This window comes from Chitinophaga sp. MM2321 (genome assembly GCF_964033635.1).
In the GTDB taxonomy this organism is placed as follows: domain Bacteria; phylum Bacteroidota; class Bacteroidia; order Chitinophagales; family Chitinophagaceae; genus Chitinophaga.
In genome coordinates this window covers 5,603,612-5,621,782 of sequence record NZ_OZ035533.1, presented here as the reverse complement: position 1 = coordinate 5,621,782, position 18,171 = coordinate 5,603,612, and the positions used below count along the sequence as shown (strand labels likewise).

Below are 18,171 nucleotides of genomic sequence, written 5' to 3'. Positions count from 1 at the left end.
ATGCCATGAAGTATGAGAAAGTATAAAGGAATTATCATCGCTGTGGCGATCCTGGTGGTGGCTTTAGCCATCTGGTATTTTTTTATCAGGAAGAAGGAGGTGCCGGTATCATTCGAAACAGAGCAGCCTGTCTACGGACATATTGCTACTTCCGTTACAGCCACTGGTACCATACAACCGGTAGATACCGTGGCCGTTGGTACGCAGGTGTCGGGAACGCTCAAATCCCTGTATGTTGATTTCAATAGCCAGGTAAAAAAAGGACAGCTGCTGGCAGAACTGGATAAATCTTTGTTCCAGGCCCAGGTAGACCAGTTCCGCGCTAATCTCCTTGTGGCGCAAAGCAACTTTGAGTATCAGCAGAATAATTTTAAACGACAGGAATTGTTGTTTAAAACAGGGGCTATCAGCAAGTCGGATTATGATATAGCCACCAATCAGCTCAACCAGAGCAAAGCCACTGTAGCCAGTGTGAATGCGCAGTTGCAATCATCTTTAAAAAATTTCTCTTTTACGGAAATAACATCGCCGATAGATGGCGTAGTACTCAACAGGAATGTGAGCGTAGGACAAACAGTGGCTGCAAGTTTTAATACACCTACGTTATTTGTGATCGCCAAAGATATTACCAAAATGCAGGTAGAATCCAGTGTGGATGAAGCAGACATCGGTAACGTGGCAGACTCGCAGCGTGTAACCTTTACCGTAGATGCTTACCTGGAAGATGTATTTGCCGGCCGTGTACAGGAAATCCGGCTACAGCCCTCCGTTTCATCGAATGTGGTGACTTACAATACAATCATTAATGCACCCAATGAAAATAAAAAACTGAAGCCGGGGATGACGGCCAACGTAACCATCTTTACAGCAGAAAAAGATACAGCTTTGCTGCTGTCGGTAAAGGCCCTCAAATTCCGGCCCGACTCTGTTGCGCTAAAAGATTATGTAATAGCCAGTGCGGTGCGGAGAAATGCAGGCGCTACCCGGAGGGATACAACCGGGAAATTCAAAAGTGTGGAGCGTATCGGTTCTTCCAATTATGTATGGTTGTTGCGGGGAGATTCACTGGTGCAAAAACATATCCGTACGGGATTGAACGATAATACGCATATAGAAGTATTGTCGGGGCTCAGTGAAAATGATGTGGTGGTTCTTTCGCTGAACGGCAGTAGTGGCCCGGTGGCCGCCGCTGGTACCAAAAGTCCGTTTTTACCAAAAATGGGAGGAGGCCGGAGACGATGAACAAGAAAATCCTGGAACTGCAACAGATCAGGCGTGAGTTCGTGATGGGCACGGAAGTGGTGCGCGCGCTAAAGGGCGTTTCTTTCGATGTACATGCAGGCGAGTTTATTACCATTATGGGGAGCAGTGGTTCCGGAAAAACCACGCTACTGAATGTATTGGGTTGCCTGGACAAGCCTACGGATGGGAACTACCTGCTGGATGGGGTGAATGTAAGTGAGTTGTCGCGTAATGAGCTGGCAAGGTTGCGTAACCATAAGATAGGGTTTGTATTTCAGGCTTATAATTTATTACCGCGCACTTCTGCATTGGAAAATGTGGAGTTACCGCTGTTCTATAATCCATCGTTGAGTGCGCAGGAAAGAAGGGAAAAGGCAGTACAGGCGCTGGAGGCAGTGAAATTAGCGGATCGCCTGGGACATACGCCCAGCCAGCTTTCGGGCGGACAGCAACAACGGGTGGCCATCGCCCGTGCGCTGGTCAATCAGCCGGTCATGATCCTGGCAGATGAAGCAACCGGCAACCTGGATACGCGTACTTCCTACGAAATCATGTCGCTGATGCAGGACCTGAACCAGCAGGAAGGTAAAACCATTGTGTTTGTAACGCATGAACCGGATATTGCCGCTTTCAGCAGCAGAACAGTAATGCTGCGCGATGGTAAAGTAGTCAAAGACAGTATGAATGAAACGGTACGTTCGGCAAAGGAAGCATTGGCTTCATTGCCAACGGCAGATGATTATTAATTAACCAGTAAGCATGAGTGCAATTAATCTCATACGAATAGCATTAAGGGCGCTGGAACGCAATAAGCTGCGGGCCTTCCTTACCATGTTGGGCATCATTATCGGTGTGGCGGCTGTTATTGCTATGGTGGCGATAGGAGAAGGCTCCAAGGAGAGTATTCAGTCGCAGCTGAGTAGTATGGGATCTAATATGATCACCATTTTGCCCAGTAGTAATGTATCGGGTGGTGTGAGGGTGGAAGGTGCCAGTTTTCAGTCGCTCACCATAACAGATGTGAAAGCGATCCAGAAAAACGCCGTGTATGTAAGTGCTGTATCGCCGGTAGCATCTACCAAAGGACAGGCTATTTACGGTGCGCTCAACTGGCCTACCAGTTTGCAGGGCGTTGCTCCTTCCTATTTCGATATCCGCAAGCTGACGGTTGACCAGGGTGTCAGTTTTTCGGATGCGGATGTGGCTACCGCTGCCAAGGTGTGTTTGCTGGGACAAACCGTTATCAATAACATCTTTCCCAGTGGGGAGAGTCCTATCGGCAAAGTGATCCGGCTTAATTCCATTCCATTGCAGGTGATAGGTACACTGGCACCCAAGGGACAGAGTTCTTTCGGGCAGGATCAGGATGACATCATTCTTACACCTTATACAACGGTACAAAAACGTATCCTGGCGACCATCTATTTCCAGAGCATCTATGCCTCTGCTATCAGTGAAGGAGAATCTGCCAAGGCAACGGATGAAATAATAGATATCCTGCGGGAAACGCACCGCCTGCGGCCTACGGATGAAAATAATTTCCAGGTGAGAACCATGGAAGAGCTGATCAAGACACTGAGTTCTACCAGCAGCCTGCTTACTATTCTGCTCACGGCCATTGCGGGTATCTCGCTGGTGATTGGCGGGATCGGTATCATGAACATCATGTATGTATCTGTAACGGAGCGTACGCGGGAAATAGGACTGCGCATGTCTATCGGGGCCAGGGGGATAGATATTTTGTTGCAATTCCTGGTAGAGGCAATTATTATCAGTATTACCGGTGGTGTCATAGGGGCGATCCTGGGCGTTACTACTGCCAAAGTGATTACGCTAACATTGGGTTGGCCTACCATGGTAACCGAATCCTCTATTATTTTATCATTTGCAGTATGTGCGTTTACCGGGGTGTTTTTCGGATATTACCCGGCGCAGGCCGCTTCGAGGTTGGACCCTATTGAAGCGTTGCGGTATGAATAGTGTTGTAAAGCATAAAAAAAGCCGGTAGGTTTCCCCGCCGGCTTTTTTACAACTAAAACTTAAAACTTAGTCTTTTTTATCATGTATCTGAGACTTTTTCAGATATACTTTCTTTCCCTTTTCGTCCACTATATATTTTTTATCATTTTTGTTGATATACACGGTTTCTCCATTTGGCCCTTCTTTTCCTTTATATATTTTATCCGTAACGGCCGATGCGCCCTTCACAGCTACGGAGGCTGTTTTGTGACCTATTTTTTTAGCAGTGCTGTCAATACCTTGTGCATATACATGCTGACCTGCCATTGAAACTACTGCACCTAATGCAGCTGCGAACAGAAATGCTGAAATACGTTTTGGAGCTTTCATGATTGATCTTTTTAAATTGAAAATTTTTGATTGCTTTAGCGTTGATAGTATTTCAATTATGATGCCATACCGGCATACGCTTTTTTGTCATTGAAAAACAGGCACTTACAGATATGTTATTTTCGGCTGAAATTGAGATGTACCGGGGATTTCCCCATCCTGCATGTTGATTTATTTTCGTATATTCATAGCCGATAACCTGTACACATGAAATGCACGAAAGGTCTGTACCTATCTATTCCTACACCTTGCGGGGAGAATTGGGATAAAATGACCGATACTGCTGCCGGTAAGCACTGCATTAGTTGTGATAAAACCGTGATCGATTTCTCCTTATTGACGGATGCTGAAATTTTCGCTGTTATCAATAACGGTAAGGGAAATGTATGTGGTCATTTTACGAATGATCAGTTAGGGGGATGTATACCGCCACCGCTACCACAAAGAAATAGCTTTATCCCCGCCATGTTGCTTACTGCCGGAATGGTGGTAAGCATCGCGAATGAAGGCCATGCGGAAACAAGAGGGTTGGAACGCATAGAGATGGATGTTACACTGCTTCCGGCAGACACCGGTAAAAGAGCTGTGACGCAGACTGTCGATCTTCCTGTTGTTGTAGTAACAGGTTATGCAATTTCCAGACAGCAATTTACAACGGGCGCCGTGGTAATCAGCTATACGAAAGTCGTAAATAATAATCCATTAACAGCCCCTGTTCCATGTGTAGCACCCGTGGTAGAAGAACATAAAAAGGATAAAAGAAAACGCTGGTTTTTTAAATAGGACAAACCCCCGGCGTGCCCGTACGCAGAAGGTTTGCCGCTATCTTATTCACCCCAAAAACTGTTCTCCTGTGTGCTGCTGGAAAAGATTGCCCCTGCTGCGGTCCGGTTGCCTTACACGGTACCTGATTTGTCCGAATACGAGCGTGTATTCCGTTGCAAACCTGTAAAGCGCGCCGGAGAATATGTGCTGGTATTCGACGCCCGGTATTGGGAAGAACCGGTGCTAAGTGCTAACTATGAATTGCAAAGTTTGTTGTTGCAGAAAGTAAGCGCCCTTGCAAATGAAAAGACGGTTGCAAAAACATTGCAGACAAGGGTATACAACTATTTGCTGGCCAATTCCTACCTGGGAGTTGCCTCACTGGAACAGATGGCCGCCAATTTCAACCTGAGCCCACGCAGCCTGCAACGCAAGCTGAGAGCAGAGGGGGGTGAAATACCAGGAAGTAGCCGATGCGGTACGTAAGTCGCTGGCCTTACACTACATCTCTTCAGGTAATTATCCGCTGAAAGACATTTCCTATATGCTGGGATATAATGAGTTGAGTGCTTTTACACGCGCCTTTAAGCGATGGACCGGCAATACACCGGTAAGCTATCAGTCGTTATAGTTAAAGCTGGTGTCCCGGTGTACAATACCCCATTTCTTCACAAAGATATAATCCCCTTTTTCAATGGCGGCAATATAGGCGGCCACCCATTCCCGGAAAGAAGGAGCTACCACTGCGCGGTGGCTGTCATCATGCCATAGGGTAATTATTTGTCCATGCTGGCCACCCGGAGCAGGGTCCAGGTCCAGGCACAGGTAATTGCCAAAACCGTCGCTGGTAATGGGTATCCACAGCGGATTCCACCAATTGTTTTTGATGCCCGTGTCTGGCTCAGAGATAATAGGCTCATCATTGTACATGAAAGTGCCGGCATCCAGCAGGTCCTGCCAGTGATGCCACTTTTCTATGATCTCTTCTACCGGCAACAGTTGGTCAGCATCCACCAATCCTGCCCTGGCATGTTGCTGGCCGTTGTGGATGGCATAAAATGCTTTGAAATCAGCGGGCATAGCCGCTCCTATGAGTTTTTCGAGGGACTCTACGGCTTCATAAGTAACGCCGGGATTAAGGATGTTAAGTAGTCTTGGGGCATGCTGTTTCATCCAATTTTCCCATCTGGTCCAGTATTCTTGCATATGGTGTGGGTTTAAAACCGACTATAAAGATGTGAAATTTTGTGAATAAAATTACTTATTTCATGCAAAGCCATCAGGAGAGGACTACACACCAGGTTGTAACCCACTGATCTTTGTGTTCTTTACCCGTTTGGATCATTGTATGAAATAAGTAATTCCTTATTTTTAGGCAATTATCAATAATTTTGTAATTCTGACTTAGCAGATAATAATAAAAACGTAAATAACGCATTATGGCACAGTTACCTAAATTTCTGATCGCAGACGATCCTGTAACAGATCCGGAAAATGAATATATTTTTCATACCGAAAAACCCCGCTTCTTTGCCAAACGTGTGGAAGAAGACGAAGAAACTGCTTACATCGACATCGTTGAAGAAATAGATAACGTAGAAGAATTCTTCAAAAACACCCCGGAGAAAAAACAGGAACTGCTGGAACAACTGGAAGACTGGTACTACTCCTACATGGAATGGCTGGAAGATGATGGGGAAGATGAAGAGGAAGAAGACGAAAAGTAACACGGAAAAGACATTGTTAAAAAGCGCCTGCATCTTGCGGGCGCTTTTTTTATGTAGAACAGTTGGCAGCTATTTTCCGGAAGAAATAATGATTCACATAGATACGTATGTACGTTTACGTTAGTGCTCAGGCTGACTGATCTTCAGTTCATCGAGATCCAGTTGCAGTTCCTGTTTACGGATGGCTTCATCACCGAAAGCCTTGTCCTGCCGGAGTTTGAACAGGGCTTTGCGTTGTACGCCGTATAGATCAAGTAGTATATGATGATACAGATCAACCTCTTCTTTCATCGTATCATCACACACGAGAGAATCGAGCCGCGCCTGGGTAATGGAGATATTATGTTCCAGGTCTTTTTTCAGAAAACCCACCAGCTCATTATCTGTTGTTTCAAAAAGATATTTTTCATGCAGCCTGTCAAGAGACGCTTTCATAAGGTATAGCTGTATCCCTGCGCTCTGCTCATCTTCCGGGGTGATGTCATCTATCTCTTTTATCTTGATTAATTTAATCAGCACCGGTAAAGTAAGCCCTTGAAATACGAGTGTAACCAGGATCACAATAAAAGTGATAAACAAAATGAGGTTGCGATGCGGGAAAGGTTGGCCGTTGATCAGCAGTGGTATAGACAAGGCGGATGCCAGTGAAACCACGCCCCGCATACCTGCCCAGCTTACAATCAAAGGGCCTTTCCAGCCTGGATTGGCCTCCCTGGTACGGATCTTTTTACTCAGCCAACGGGGTATGAAAGTAGCGGGATATACCCATAGCAACCGGATAAGAATGGTGAGCACACTGATGATCAAACCATATTTTATCGCTTCCCCTATGGAGTAATCTCCCAGTCCTTCCACGATGGTAGGCAGTTCCAGCCCTATCAGGATAAAGATGATGCCATTCATAACAAAGATCAGCGTACTCCATACACCGAGCATCTGCATGCGGGTAGCACCATCTTTAAATATTTCGTGTGAACGGTAGGATAAGAATAGACCTCCGCTTACAACCGCCATTACACCGGAAAAATGAAACTGCTCCGCAGCGATGTAAATGAAGTAAGGCGTCATTAAAGTCAATGCGGAATCAATGCTGGGCGTGGTAGGCAGGAAGCGGTGAATGGCATACATGATATGTGCAATGGCCAGTCCGATAACGATGCCCATGCCGGCAGAGAGGAAGAAATCTGTCACCGCCTGGTGCATGACGAACTGCCCCGTTACTACCGCAGCAAGCGCAAAGCGGAATACAATTAAACTGGATGCATCATTCACCAGGCTTTCACCTTCGAGGATCGTCAATGCCCGCTTGGGTACTTTCACATGCTTTAATACAGACGTAGCGGCAACGGCATCGGGCGGAGAAATGATACCGCCCAGCAGGAAGCCCAGAGCCAGTGTAAACCCCGGTATCATGGCATTGGAAATATACGCCACGATCAGTGAGGTGAAAATCACTGCACCAAAAGCCAGTAGTGCTATCGGTCTTTTCCATTTCCAGAAATCATTCCAGGAAGTATACCAGGCTGCTTCGTACAGCAGTGGCGGCAAAAAGATCAGGAATATCAGTTCCGGATCTATTTCTATGCGGGGCATGCCTGGTATAAAACCAATGGCAAGACCAGCCAGCACCAGAAAAATAGGATATGATATTTTTAGTTTCTGCCCTGCCATTACTAACATGAAAACGGCAAACAGCAGGGTAAGAATCAGGAGCAATGAATGATGCATATACGCAGCTGGATTTGAATGTTAATTTAATGAATTAACAGACAAATGCAGTGAGGCCCGCGGATAATTTACTTGTTCATTAATCTGCAATAATTACCTGTACGCCTTTTTCTTCCATTTGACTGATCAGATCTTTAGGAGCATGCTTATCAGTAATGATATAATGTATCAGGTCGAGGTTGCCGATGCGGCCAATGCCCCGGCGGCCAAACTTGCTGCTGTCTGCAAGGATCACTACTTTTTGCGCAATATGGATCATCTTTTTATTCAGGCTTGCTTCGGCAAGATTGGTAATAGAAAGACCGAAGTCAGGATCTATGCCGTCTACACCCAGGAAAAGGATGCCGCATGAAATTTCGTCCAGTAGTTTTTCTGCAAACGAGCCGGCGGCAGAAGAGGAGTTCTGATGAATGAGGCCACCCATTTGCAGTACTTCTATATGTTGACGGTTACAAAGTTCCAGGGCTATTTTCAGAGCTGGTGTAATAACGGTAAGGTGCCTGGAAGGATGAAGGATACGCGCCAGTTCAAAAACAGTGGTACCTGAGCCGATGATGATAGAATCCGTTTGATCAATAAACGGTAATGCTGCCTTTGCAATTTTTTTCTTCTCCTCAGCATGAATAAGCTCCTTTTCATTCAGGGGCTTTTCGTTGGCATATGGATTCTGAATAGAGCCGCCGCCTTTTGTACGGAACAGCAGTTTTTTCTCTTCCAGTAATTTGAGATCCTTTCTGATGGTAACACCTGATACCTGTAAGGAGTCGCTAAGTTCAATGATATCTACCCTGCCGCTTTCCTGGAGCTTTTGTAGAATCGCCTGATGTCTCTCTGTAATATTCATATCCGCTGTAATGGTGGTTTTTTTCGGGGATGCTGCCTGCTCGATGTGTTTAATAGTATTAAAAATACTTTTTTTCAAGCTGCTGGCAAATTTAATATGAAGATTCGAGACAGCTGGCCCCTATTATTTCCTTAAAACCCAATAGCTTGATGTTTAAAATTATTGTTTTAGATTTATATTTTATTTAATTATGTTTAATTTTATTTAAATCTATTATATTTGATTTACGCTAAAAGCAGTCACTCATAATTCTACGTGCCACTATGAATAACATGGATACTACAACTTCCGCGCAGGTAACCCGATCTGGTATTCCCAAACCCCTGTTATGGGGTTATATCGGTATTATTATTTTTATGATGGGCGATGGCGTGGAGCAGGGTTGGCTCAGTCCATACCTGTTACAGCATGGAATGACCATGCAGCAATCAGCTTTACTCTTTACCGTATATGGTATTACCATCGCTATTTCATCCTGGTTTTCAGGGGTGCTGGCCGAAAGTTACGGCCCCCGCAAAGCGATGACGATGGGATTACTGCTATATATCATCGGGACTATTGGTTTTGTCGGCTTAGGCATGGCAAAGCTCAACTACCCCGTGATGTTGGCTACGTATGCCATTCGTGGTTTTGGGTATCCCCTCTTCGCGTATTCATTCCTGGTATGGATCACCTATCGCACGCCGCAACAGATGCTGGGCCGCGCCGTAGGCTGGTTCTGGTTTGTATTTACAGGCGGCTTGAATGTAATGGGCGCTTATTATTCCAGTTGGGCTATTGATAGTATCGGTTATCAGAATACCTTATGGAGTTCCATTTTTTGGGTACTGCTGGGCGCCTTCTTTGCACTGGTGCTTAACAGGGATAAATTTACGCCGCCCGGCAACAGCATGGGCAGATCAAAAACGCAGGAGCTGTTAAAAGGATTCACAATTGTGAAAGAGGAACCCAAAGTACTGCTGGGATGTATTGTGCGCATCATCAATACCACAGCACAATTTGCCTTCCCTGTATTCCTGCCTACCTATATGGCGGCACATGGATTTTCCACCATCGAATGGCTGCAGATCTGGGGCACCATTTTCACCAGTAACATAGCCTTCAATCTTATTTTCGGATTTGTAGGCGATCGTTTCGGATGGCGCAATACCGTGATGTGGTTTGGTGGCGTAGGCTGTGGTATCACCACGCTGCTGCTGTATTATGCACCACAGTTTTCCACCGGAAACTTCTGGCTGGTAACAGCTGCAGGCGTATTGTGGGGTGCATGTCTTGCTGGTTATGTACCATTAACAGCACTGATCCCTTCTCTCGTAAAAAAAGATAAAGGCGCAGCCATTTCCATGTTGAACCTGGGTGCTGGCCTGCCTGTATTCGTGGGGCCCGCCATTGTTGGTATTTTCATCAGCCTGGTAGGTAGTGAAGGTATCGTGTGGCTCCTCGCCCTGCTTTATTTCATCAGCGCAGTGATTACCCGGTATATCACCCTTCCCGACAACGCGAAAACCACGCATCATATGGAACGTACAGCAGTGGAGATATAAACACAAGATGATCTTTTAATAATAGTCGATACACATAAATTACGAAATATGAGAATTCTGGTTACGGCGCCATATAATGAAGCAGGTCTTAATGAACTGGAGAAGAATTTTGGAAGTATTGTTTACAGACCCTGGAAGCCGCATGGCCGCGCTTACAATGAAGAGGAACTGTTGGTACTGCTGCGTGAAACGGAAGCCACGGCATTGATCACGGAACATGATCTGGTTACTGAAAAAGTGATCCGCGCTTTCCCCGATCTTAAATTTATAGGCGTGTGCCGGGGAACACCGTCCAATGTTTCCCTGACTACTGCTACACTTTATGGTATTCCTGTTTTCTATACGCCTGCACGTAATGCGCAGGCTGTAGCAGAAATGTTTATCGCCAATGTAATTACATTCATGCGGCATACCATAGCAGGCATCAACTGGTTGAAAGGACAGCACTGGGGGGTAGGCGCGCATACTTCTTATCTTCAGTTCAAAGGAAAGGAAATGGCCGGGAAAACCATTGGTATGGTTGGTTTTGGTGCCGTAGGACAGCGCATCGCCAATATAGCGAAGTCCTTACCCTGTAAGATCCAGTTCTACGATCCGTATCTTACAGCTTATGATGACAGCTATACGTCCACTTCCATTGAAAACGTTTTTGCTACCAGCGACATTGTATCTGTTCATCTTCCTGTAACAGCCGACACAAAAGAACTGATCGGAAAATCGCTGCTGTCGCTGATGAAACCGGATGCTATTTTTGTCAACACGGCCAGGGCGGTAGTGGTGAACAGGAAAGACCTGTTGGAGGTACTGGAAGCCGGTCAGATCGGTGGCGCTATCCTGGATGTATTCGATCATGAACCGCCTGATGAGCTGGACTACCGGATCATCAACCATCCGAAAGTGATGGCCACCCCGCATATTGCAGGCGCCACTTTTGAAGTGGAAGACCACCACGTGGCTATCCTGAACAATGCATTAGTGAAGTGGTTTTCGCTGGAAAAGCATGACCCGGCGCTACTGGCTAATAAAGAACTCCTGAACGTTAAGACACAATAAGACATGGCAAAACAGGACGCATATATTGTTATAGATATCGGAACCGGAAATATACGTGTAGCCGTTACCGGTACAACAGGTCAGGTACTTGGCATAGCCAGGGATGATATTCATTACACAAAAGATGAACTTTATCCGGAAGCCTTGTATTTTGATCCGGGAGAAGTATGGCAACAGGTGACAGCATTGGCGGAAGCAGCTTTGCAACAGGCTGCGGATGTAGAGATAAAAGCATTTACCGCCACCAGCCAACGGGAAGGAATTGTGCTGATAGGAAAGAACGGGGAATCCCTGATAGGCTTACCCAATATTGATCACAGGGGTAGGGAATGGGAGCCGCTTTTAAAAGATAAGGACCATGTTTACCGGCTTACAGGGCGCTATCCTACTTCTCTTTTTTCTGCATTCAAACTGATAGGTATAAGGGAGAAGCGACCCGATCTGTGGAACACCTGTTCTTCTTTTCTGAGTATCAGTGATTGGGTAGAATTTATGCTTTGTGGCATACAGAAGTATGAACACTCGCAGGCATCGGAAACCCTGCTTTATGATGTAGACCGTATGCAATGGTCGGATGAACTCTGTGCTGCTTTTAATATCGATAGTGGCATGTTGCCTCCGGTCATGAGTGCCGGTACGGTGATCGGCCGGTTGCAGCCAGGGGTGGCTGCCGCGCTATCTGTTGCTACGGAAGCGGTAGTCATCGCCGGTGGCGGCGACACGCAGCTGGCTGTTAAAAGTACCGGTCCGCTGGTAGAAGATATGGTGATCGTATCCGGTACCACCACGCCGATTGTAAAAATCGTTGACTCGTATACGTTAGATAGTGCGCAACGCACCTGGACGAGCCGCGATGTAGCCGCCGGACGGTTTGTGTTTGAAGCCAATGCAGGTGTGACCGGTCTGAATTACCAGCGGCTGAAAGAAATATTTTATCCAAATGAAGGATATGATGTGATTGAAGCCGAACTGAAAGAAAGACAACCGGCATATTGCACGGCCTCCCTGGGTTCCCTGGTAGCCGGTGAGAAAAAACCTTTGGTAAGGGGCGGTTTTATTTTTCCTGCACCAGTTTCCCATCAGTTATCACGCGCTTGTTTTGTATGGGCTACTATGGTAGACATAGCCTGCTCCATTGCAGAGAACTACAGGATCCTGGCAGAAGTGGCAGGACATGAACCTGATTATGTATGGGCCTGTGGCGGCGGCTTACAGAGCCGCATGCTCCGGCAGTTGATTGCCAGCCTGATAAATAAAAAGATCCGTGTAAGAGCGGGTTTTGAACATGCCTCGGTGATGGGCGCGGCGCTGATCTGTAATGAAGCCCTGAAAACAGGGCAACAGTTTGAGCACGCCATCGACGTGGTAAGCCCCCGGGATCAGGAAGAAGCTGCCCGTTTTTATGAAGAATGGAAAAAAACACGTACTTATTTTAGTAAGCTATGCTAATCGCAACACATGAACGAGCCATGTTTTTTAGGAATTGATATCGGTACGCAGGGCGTGCGTGCTGTATTGCTGGATGTCAAAGGGAATCAATCAGGCAGTGCGGAGAAAACATTTCCGCTGAATGACCGTTCGCGTGAAGAGCAATCACCGCAGGAATGGTGGACGGCCTGCCAGGAATGTTTACAGGGGTTGCTGACCGGTGCGCAACAACGCATGGCTGTACAAGCCATATCCGTTACCTCTACATCCGGTACGATAATACCGCTGGATACAGAGAATGAACCGCTGCATCCCGCTATTATGTACAGCGACAGCCGTTCTGCTGCAGAAGCGGTATTGTGCAGCGAGGCCGCCCGGGAAGCGCAAACAACGGGGTATGCCGCCTTTAATGCATCCTGTGGTCTTCCTAAAATGTACTGGTTCCTCAACAGGTATCCGGAGAAAGCAGCAAAGATCTCCCGGTTTATACATGCAACGGATTTTATCATCGGGAAATTAAGTGGAAACTATACCATAACGGATTATACGAATGCACTTAAATCAGGTTACGATGTACGGAATGATAACTGGCCCGGCTATATTTTTGAGCAGCTACCCTTTAAAAAGAAATGGTTTCCACAGGTGGTTCCATCAGGTACTGTGATTGGAAATATCACGGCTGAAATGGCCACGCTACTGGGGTTACCGGCATCTGTACAGGTAGTGGCAGGCATGACCGATGGCTGTGCTGCGCAGATGGCATCGGGTGCTGTAAAGGTGGGCGACTGGAACACCACCATTGGTACTACGCTGGTGGTGAAAGGCGTTACAAAGAAAGAGATCAATGATCCCGAAGGGAGATTGTATTGCCATCGTCATCCCGAAGGTTACTGGATGCCCGGTGGCGCCAGCAATACGGGCGGCGATTGGGTAACCCGTGAATTTGGTACGGACTTATCTGCATTAAACAGGGAGGCAGCAAACTATATTCCTACCCGGCACTTTTTTTATCCGTTGCAACAAAATGGAGAACGGTTTCCGTTTATAGCGCCACAGGCCAGGGGATTCAGACCAGAAAATATTTCCGGCGCGGCCCTCTTTGCCGCAGGTATGGAGGGTGTTGCTTATGTGGAACGTTGTGCCTATGAACTGATCAAACAATTATCAGGAGAAGCCGTTACGGCTGTTTACACGGCAGGCGGTGGTAGTAACAGCGATATATGGTTAAAAATCAGGAGCAGCGTACTTAACCTGCCTGTTTACAAAATGAAGTATGTTACCGGTGCAGTGGGCGCCGCCATACTCGCGGCTGCGGGCACGCATTTCGGATCCGTATCAGCGGCGGCAACCGCGCTTACACAAATTGAAAAAGAAGTACATCCCGATAAAGAATGGGCCGCTATCTATGAACAGGATTATGGAAAATTTATAGATATATTGGCACAGAAAGGATATATAAAGCAGCAATAGTATGATCAATGTATTTTTACTCAGACATGGTGAAACAGCCTGGAATGCGGATAATAACCGCTATTGCGGAAGAACGGATATTCCGCTCACGCCTAAAGGCATCAGTCAGGCGGAAGCGGTAAGGGAACAGTTAAAACAGGTGCAGATAGATGGCGTATATGCGTCACCGTTACAACGGGCATGGACCACCGCACAAATTGCAACCGGGAAAGAAGTGATCAAAGATGACCGCCTCATAGAAGCAGACTTCGGCAACTGGGAACACAAAACCCGGGAAGAATTCATCGCAGAAAATGAAAAACTGTGGCTCGATTGGAAGCGGGACCCGGCAGTAGCAAGGGCCGGTGGAACCGGTGAAAATGCAACAGAGATCATTACAAGGGTAGATGATTTTTTTATGGGGCTGGTGCGGAAACATCAGTCGGGCACCTTCCTGGTGGCGGCGCATAATGGGGTGAACCGTTTTTACCTGGCGCATAAACTCGGCATGCCACTGAAGAATTATCAGCAGCTAACACAGGACAATTCTTCTATAACCCTTTTTACACTGGATGAAACGGGTGGATTTGTGCTGAAACAGTTGAATTCAAAAATGTAAAATATCATCACAATTTTTAAATACGATACTATGCTCCATGTTTTTATCCGGAAGCAATTCCTTGTTATGGCAGGTATGCTTTGTTGCTGTGCAACGGTTTTCGGGCAGCAGGTCAAGCTGCATGTCATCAATGTAAAAACACCGGCAGAACTGCACCGCTTTTTTGCTTATACCGGAAAAGATATACCGCTGGTGAGTGGCCATCGTGGCGGGATCATACCCGGTTACCCGGAGAATTCCATTGCCACATTTGAAAACACTTTAAAGTATACACCTTCTTTCTTTGAAATAGACCCGAGGCTGACCAAAGACAGTATTATTGTGTTGATGCATGATGCCACACTTGATCGCACTACCACCGGCAAAGGAAAAGTGAGCGATTATACCTGGGAAGAATTGAAGCAGTTCAAGTTGAAAGACCCGGAAGGTAATGTTACCGCATATGGTATCCCTACACTCGGGGAGGTAATAGAATGGGCGAGGGGCAAAACAATCCTGAACCTCGACAAAAAAGATGTACCGATGGAAATGACGGCTGCCATCATCCGCAAACACAAAGCGGATGCCTTTGTGATGCTCACGGTACACACGGGAGAACAGGCGGCTTTCTACCTGAAAGACAACAAGGATCGTATGTTCTCTGCTTTTGTGAAAACTCCCCGGGCATTGAAGGAGTATGAAGCTGCCGGTATCCCGTGGTCACAGGTGATGGCTTATATAGGACCTGACAACAAACCGGAGAATAAGGAAATGTACGATCTGCTGCACAGCCGCGGCGTAAAGTGTATGTTATCATCTGCTCCTACTTACGATAAATTACCGGATCCTTCGGCCCGCGCCAAAGCTTATTACGCGGTTATAAAAGATGGTGCTGATGTACTGGAATCGGATCTGCCTATAGAAGCTGCGGCGGCTATTGCACCATTGATCCCGGCTAAAAGCGCGAAACAACGATTTTTTTCCAGGAAGAAATAAGCAGGATTGAAAGATAGGTAGATCGGGCCCCGGCACAGGTAACTGTAACGCGCGCCCGGTCTATATTTATTTTGTAGCCACGGCCCTGTTTATAACCGTGAGCTTTGCTAATACATAAGCGGTGATAGCCATTACGAGATCGCGTACTGCCACATCAAAATGATCACCGGAAATGATCAGGCTCAGTGTAATTACTACCAGCCATAACGAAACAATATATGCCCCGATCTCTGTTCTGGTAAGTACAAGAATACCGGCAATTATTTCAATAACACCTACGATCATCATAAATACATGACCGCTGAAAGGAAGCATGTTAAGTATCCCGGGACCTAAATAAGCATCCCACTGCGTAAGCAGGTTTAGAAATTTGTCTGCCCCGGCAACAATAGGTACCAACCCGAAAACGTATTTAAGAATGAGCCAAAGCTTCTGGATTTCAGGTTGTTGGGTCAATGTCGTCATAGTTTAATTTTTTAAGTGATGCCCATTTGACGCGAAAAGCATTATTTGGTTACAAAAAACTGTAACTTTCTCCCCCAATCTGTATCTAATCACCAAAACAGATACTAAAATGGAAGCTTTGAGAGCAATAGGCGACGAGTCATCCAGAATGCCGGATAATATGGTTGTTAAGCGGATACTAAGTGGAGAGAAAGAACTATTTGAAATTTTACTTCGCCGTTATAACCAGACTTTATACAGGGTCATCAGAAGTTATTTAAAAGAGGAGGATGACGTGAGTGATGCCATGCAGGAAACCTACTTAAAGGCGTATGAAAAACTGCAACAATACCATGGCACTGCGGCCTTCTCCACCTGGCTGATCAGAATAGGGATCAACGAAGCACTGCAACGGATACGAAGCGTTAAAAAACACCCAACCGTTTGTATTGACGATGGCGGTGATGACTCCGGGAAAATTTTTCAACTATCAGACAATCATCAAATGAATCCTGAAAAGCAAGCCATTCAACAGGAAACGCGCCGCTTAATTGAAGAATCGATCGACCAGCTATCGGATAAATACCGTATTATTTATATGCTGAAAGAAGTAGAAGGCATGGGTAACAGTGATATTGCTGCTTGTTTGGGAATCAGCGACAGCAACGTGAAAGTGCGTCTTCACCGCGCAAAGAGCTTACTGAAGGAAGCATTGTACAAACAATCATCCGGTAAAGATATTTTTGAGTTTGGCAATATCCGGTGTGACAGGATAGTAGATTATGTGATGAAACGAATCTGAAAAGTAGTTGTATAGCTGTTTGAGAATACCAGCCACCATTAAAATGTAAACCGGAACTGCTGATATCATTTTCAGTAATTCCGGTTTAATAATACTTTAGTTATTATTGATTGTTACCATGCCCATGGCTGTTACCACGCCCGTTACCATGGCCACCCTTGTTGTGATCATTTTTATGCCCACGGCCCTGGTTAGATCCATATCCCCGGTTATCTTTATTTCCATGTCCGTTATTTCTTCCCTGAAAATATCTTTCATCATGACTATCCCTGATCACTGTTTGCCGGCCATACCATCCTTTATAACGTCCGTATTTACCTCTGTATACATCTGCGTGCAGGTATGGTCTGGGATCATTAATGACCACCTTGTATCCGCGGTAAAGATCATAGCGGTACCGGCTCGGTAATGAAGAGGCGAAGATCCATCGGTTACCATTCAGGTATATAAACTGGCGGTTGGGTATATAATAATAGACATCTATGTCGGGCATATAATAGTATTGCGCATTGTCGTATCCAACAGGCCCCCACAAAGGCTGACTACCTATGTTTACATTTACATCCACCCGAACCTGTGCATTCGCACGCCATCCATAAAAACAACTGATGGCAATTAAGCAGGTTATAAACGCTTTTACTTTCATAAAAAAGGTTTTATACCTGTTAAAAGTCAAATAGGATGCCAGGGAATAAATAGATCTTTTTCTACTGGTTTGAACTTGTTGGTTAATTTGTTAAATTGATAGTAAATAAGAAGAATCCTTTATTTAGTTAACAAAAACTTTCCTTTTTTAACACTAAAACCTGTAAAGAAATGGAAAATAATAAGCCCCCCACTTATGCCAACGGCAAAATATGTTACATCGAAATTCCCGCAATTGATGTAAGTAGCTCCGCATCTTTTTACAAAGACATTTTCGGCTGGCATATCCGGCAACGCGGAGATGGCCACACCGCCTTCGATGATACCATCGGCGAAGTGAGTGGTACCTGGGTAACCGGCAGAAGTGCGTCAACACCTGGCCTGTTGATTTACATCATGGTAGACAGTGTTGTGCAAACCATCGACCTGATTGTCGCCAGGGGCGGTAAGATTGTGCAACCCCTGGGAATGGATGCACCGGAGATAACTGCAAGGTTCAGTGATCCGGCGGGAAATATATTTGGTCTCTATCAGCAACCGCACGAAGCGGAATAGGA

The 18,171-nt window shown here is 46.0% G+C and carries 21 protein-coding genes; 15 read left to right on the top strand and 6 right to left on the bottom strand.

All coding sequences use genetic code 11. The features are described from left to right. Positions 1-12 precede the first annotated feature (12 nt). Genes ABQ275_RS21920 through ABQ275_RS21910 form a run of 3 tightly spaced genes read left to right on the top strand, consistent with a single transcriptional unit; the run spans position 13 to position 3,222 of the window. Positions 13-1,242: an efflux RND transporter periplasmic adaptor subunit gene (locus tag ABQ275_RS21920; protein ID WP_349315277.1), complete on the top strand. Its 1,230-nt coding sequence runs from the start codon at positions 13-15 to the stop codon at positions 1,240-1,242. Continuing rightward, positions 1,239-1,988 (top strand): ABC transporter ATP-binding protein, encoded by a 750-nt coding sequence (locus ABQ275_RS21915; RefSeq protein WP_349315276.1) that lies wholly within the window; start codon positions 1,239-1,241, stop codon positions 1,986-1,988. The genes ABQ275_RS21920 and ABQ275_RS21915 overlap by 4 nt, the downstream gene beginning before the upstream one ends. A gap of 13 nt (positions 1,989-2,001) precedes the next feature. Beyond that, a complete protein-coding gene (locus tag ABQ275_RS21910) occupies positions 2,002-3,222 on the top strand; it encodes an ABC transporter permease (RefSeq protein ID WP_349315275.1) in 1,221 nt (406 codons plus the stop codon). Positions 3,223-3,288: 66 nt separating this feature from the next. Here the strand turns inward: ABQ275_RS21910 and ABQ275_RS21905 are convergent, their stop codons facing one another. Further along, on the bottom strand, positions 3,289-3,591 hold the full coding sequence (locus ABQ275_RS21905; protein ID WP_349315274.1) for a hypothetical protein: 303 nt from the start codon (positions 3,589-3,591) through the stop codon (positions 3,289-3,291). A 207-nt stretch (positions 3,592-3,798) separates the two neighbouring features. Between ABQ275_RS21905 and ABQ275_RS21900 the strand changes: the two genes are divergently transcribed. From ABQ275_RS21900 to ABQ275_RS21890, 3 genes are all read left to right on the top strand, one after another. Then, a complete protein-coding gene (locus ABQ275_RS21900) occupies positions 3,799-4,374 on the top strand; it encodes a hypothetical protein (RefSeq protein WP_349315273.1) in 576 nt (191 codons plus the stop codon). 72 nt (positions 4,375-4,446) lie between these two features. Continuing rightward, positions 4,447-4,842 carry an AraC family transcriptional regulator ligand-binding domain-containing protein gene (locus ABQ275_RS21895; RefSeq protein WP_349315272.1) on the top strand — a complete coding sequence of 132 codons (396 nt, stop codon included), beginning with the start codon at positions 4,447-4,449 and terminating at the stop codon, positions 4,840-4,842. Then, a complete protein-coding gene (locus tag ABQ275_RS21890) occupies positions 4,808-4,987 on the top strand; it encodes an AraC family transcriptional regulator (RefSeq protein WP_349315271.1) in 180 nt (59 codons plus the stop codon). Before ABQ275_RS21895 ends, ABQ275_RS21890 begins: the two co-directional genes overlap by 35 nt. Here the strand turns inward: ABQ275_RS21890 and ABQ275_RS21885 are convergent. Further along, positions 4,975-5,562: an SMI1/KNR4 family protein gene (locus tag ABQ275_RS21885; protein ID WP_349315270.1), complete on the bottom strand. Its 588-nt coding sequence runs from the start codon at positions 5,560-5,562 to the stop codon at positions 4,975-4,977. The two genes, ABQ275_RS21890 and ABQ275_RS21885, sit on opposite strands and share 13 nt — an antisense overlap. Before the next feature lie 233 nt (positions 5,563-5,795). On the opposite strand from ABQ275_RS21885, the gene ABQ275_RS21880 reads away from it, so the two are divergent. After that, entirely contained in the window at positions 5,796-6,083 is a 288-nt protein-coding gene (locus tag ABQ275_RS21880) for a hypothetical protein (RefSeq protein ID WP_349315269.1), read from the top strand. Between the two features lie 120 nt (positions 6,084-6,203). Here the strand turns inward: ABQ275_RS21880 and ABQ275_RS21875 are convergent, their stop codons facing one another. Together ABQ275_RS21875 and ABQ275_RS21870 are read right to left on the bottom strand one after the other, a co-directional pair. Continuing rightward, a complete protein-coding gene (locus tag ABQ275_RS21875) occupies positions 6,204-7,811 on the bottom strand; it encodes a Na+/H+ antiporter (protein ID WP_349315268.1) in 1,608 nt (535 codons plus the stop codon). 79 nt (positions 7,812-7,890) lie between these two features. Further along, entirely contained in the window at positions 7,891-8,733 is an 843-nt protein-coding gene (locus tag ABQ275_RS21870) for a DeoR/GlpR family DNA-binding transcription regulator (RefSeq protein ID WP_349315267.1), read from the bottom strand. 185 nt (positions 8,734-8,918) lie between these two features. Between ABQ275_RS21870 and ABQ275_RS21865 the strand changes: the two genes are divergently transcribed. From ABQ275_RS21865 to ABQ275_RS21840, 6 genes are read left to right on the top strand one after another with little or no spacing between them, the layout of a single operon-like run. Continuing rightward, positions 8,919-10,199, top strand: coding sequence for an MFS transporter (locus ABQ275_RS21865; RefSeq protein ID WP_349315266.1), 1,281 nt, complete (start codon positions 8,919-8,921; stop codon positions 10,197-10,199). A gap of 48 nt (positions 10,200-10,247) precedes the next feature. Next, a complete protein-coding gene (locus ABQ275_RS21860) occupies positions 10,248-11,252 on the top strand; it encodes an NAD(P)-dependent oxidoreductase (RefSeq protein ID WP_349315265.1) in 1,005 nt (334 codons plus the stop codon). Between the two features lie 3 nt (positions 11,253-11,255). Beyond that, positions 11,256-12,701, top strand: coding sequence for an FGGY family carbohydrate kinase (locus ABQ275_RS21855; RefSeq protein ID WP_349315264.1), 1,446 nt, complete (start codon positions 11,256-11,258; stop codon positions 12,699-12,701). A gap of 9 nt (positions 12,702-12,710) precedes the next feature. Next, positions 12,711-14,150 carry an FGGY-family carbohydrate kinase gene (locus ABQ275_RS21850; protein ID WP_349315263.1) on the top strand — a complete coding sequence of 480 codons (1,440 nt, stop codon included), beginning with the start codon at positions 12,711-12,713 and terminating at the stop codon, positions 14,148-14,150. 1 nt (position 14,151) lies between these two features. After that, entirely contained in the window at positions 14,152-14,748 is a 597-nt protein-coding gene (locus ABQ275_RS21845) for a histidine phosphatase family protein (RefSeq protein ID WP_349315262.1), read from the top strand. 30 nt (positions 14,749-14,778) lie between these two features. Next, complete coding sequence (locus ABQ275_RS21840) at positions 14,779-15,723, top strand: glycerophosphodiester phosphodiesterase family protein (protein WP_349315261.1); 945 nt, start codon at positions 14,779-14,781, stop codon at positions 15,721-15,723. A 66-nt stretch (positions 15,724-15,789) separates the two neighbouring features. Here the strand turns inward: ABQ275_RS21840 and ABQ275_RS21835 are convergent, their stop codons facing one another. Next, on the bottom strand, positions 15,790-16,188 hold the full coding sequence (locus ABQ275_RS21835; protein ID WP_349315260.1) for a hypothetical protein: 399 nt from the start codon (positions 16,186-16,188) through the stop codon (positions 15,790-15,792). 109 nt (positions 16,189-16,297) lie between these two features. Here ABQ275_RS21835 and ABQ275_RS21830 point away from each other — a divergent pair, with 109 nt between their 5' ends. Next, positions 16,298-16,969: an RNA polymerase sigma factor gene (locus ABQ275_RS21830; RefSeq protein WP_349315259.1), complete on the top strand. Its 672-nt coding sequence runs from the start codon at positions 16,298-16,300 to the stop codon at positions 16,967-16,969. Positions 16,970-17,072: 103 nt separating this feature from the next. Here the strand turns inward: ABQ275_RS21830 and ABQ275_RS21825 are convergent, their stop codons facing one another. Beyond that, positions 17,073-17,615 (bottom strand): hypothetical protein, encoded by a 543-nt coding sequence (locus ABQ275_RS21825; RefSeq protein WP_349315258.1) that lies wholly within the window; start codon positions 17,613-17,615, stop codon positions 17,073-17,075. 170 nt (positions 17,616-17,785) lie between these two features. Here ABQ275_RS21825 and ABQ275_RS21820 point away from each other — a divergent pair, with 170 nt between their 5' ends. Next, positions 17,786-18,169, top strand: coding sequence for a VOC family protein (locus ABQ275_RS21820; protein WP_349315257.1), 384 nt, complete (start codon positions 17,786-17,788; stop codon positions 18,167-18,169). Positions 18,170-18,171: the final 2 nt, after the last annotated feature.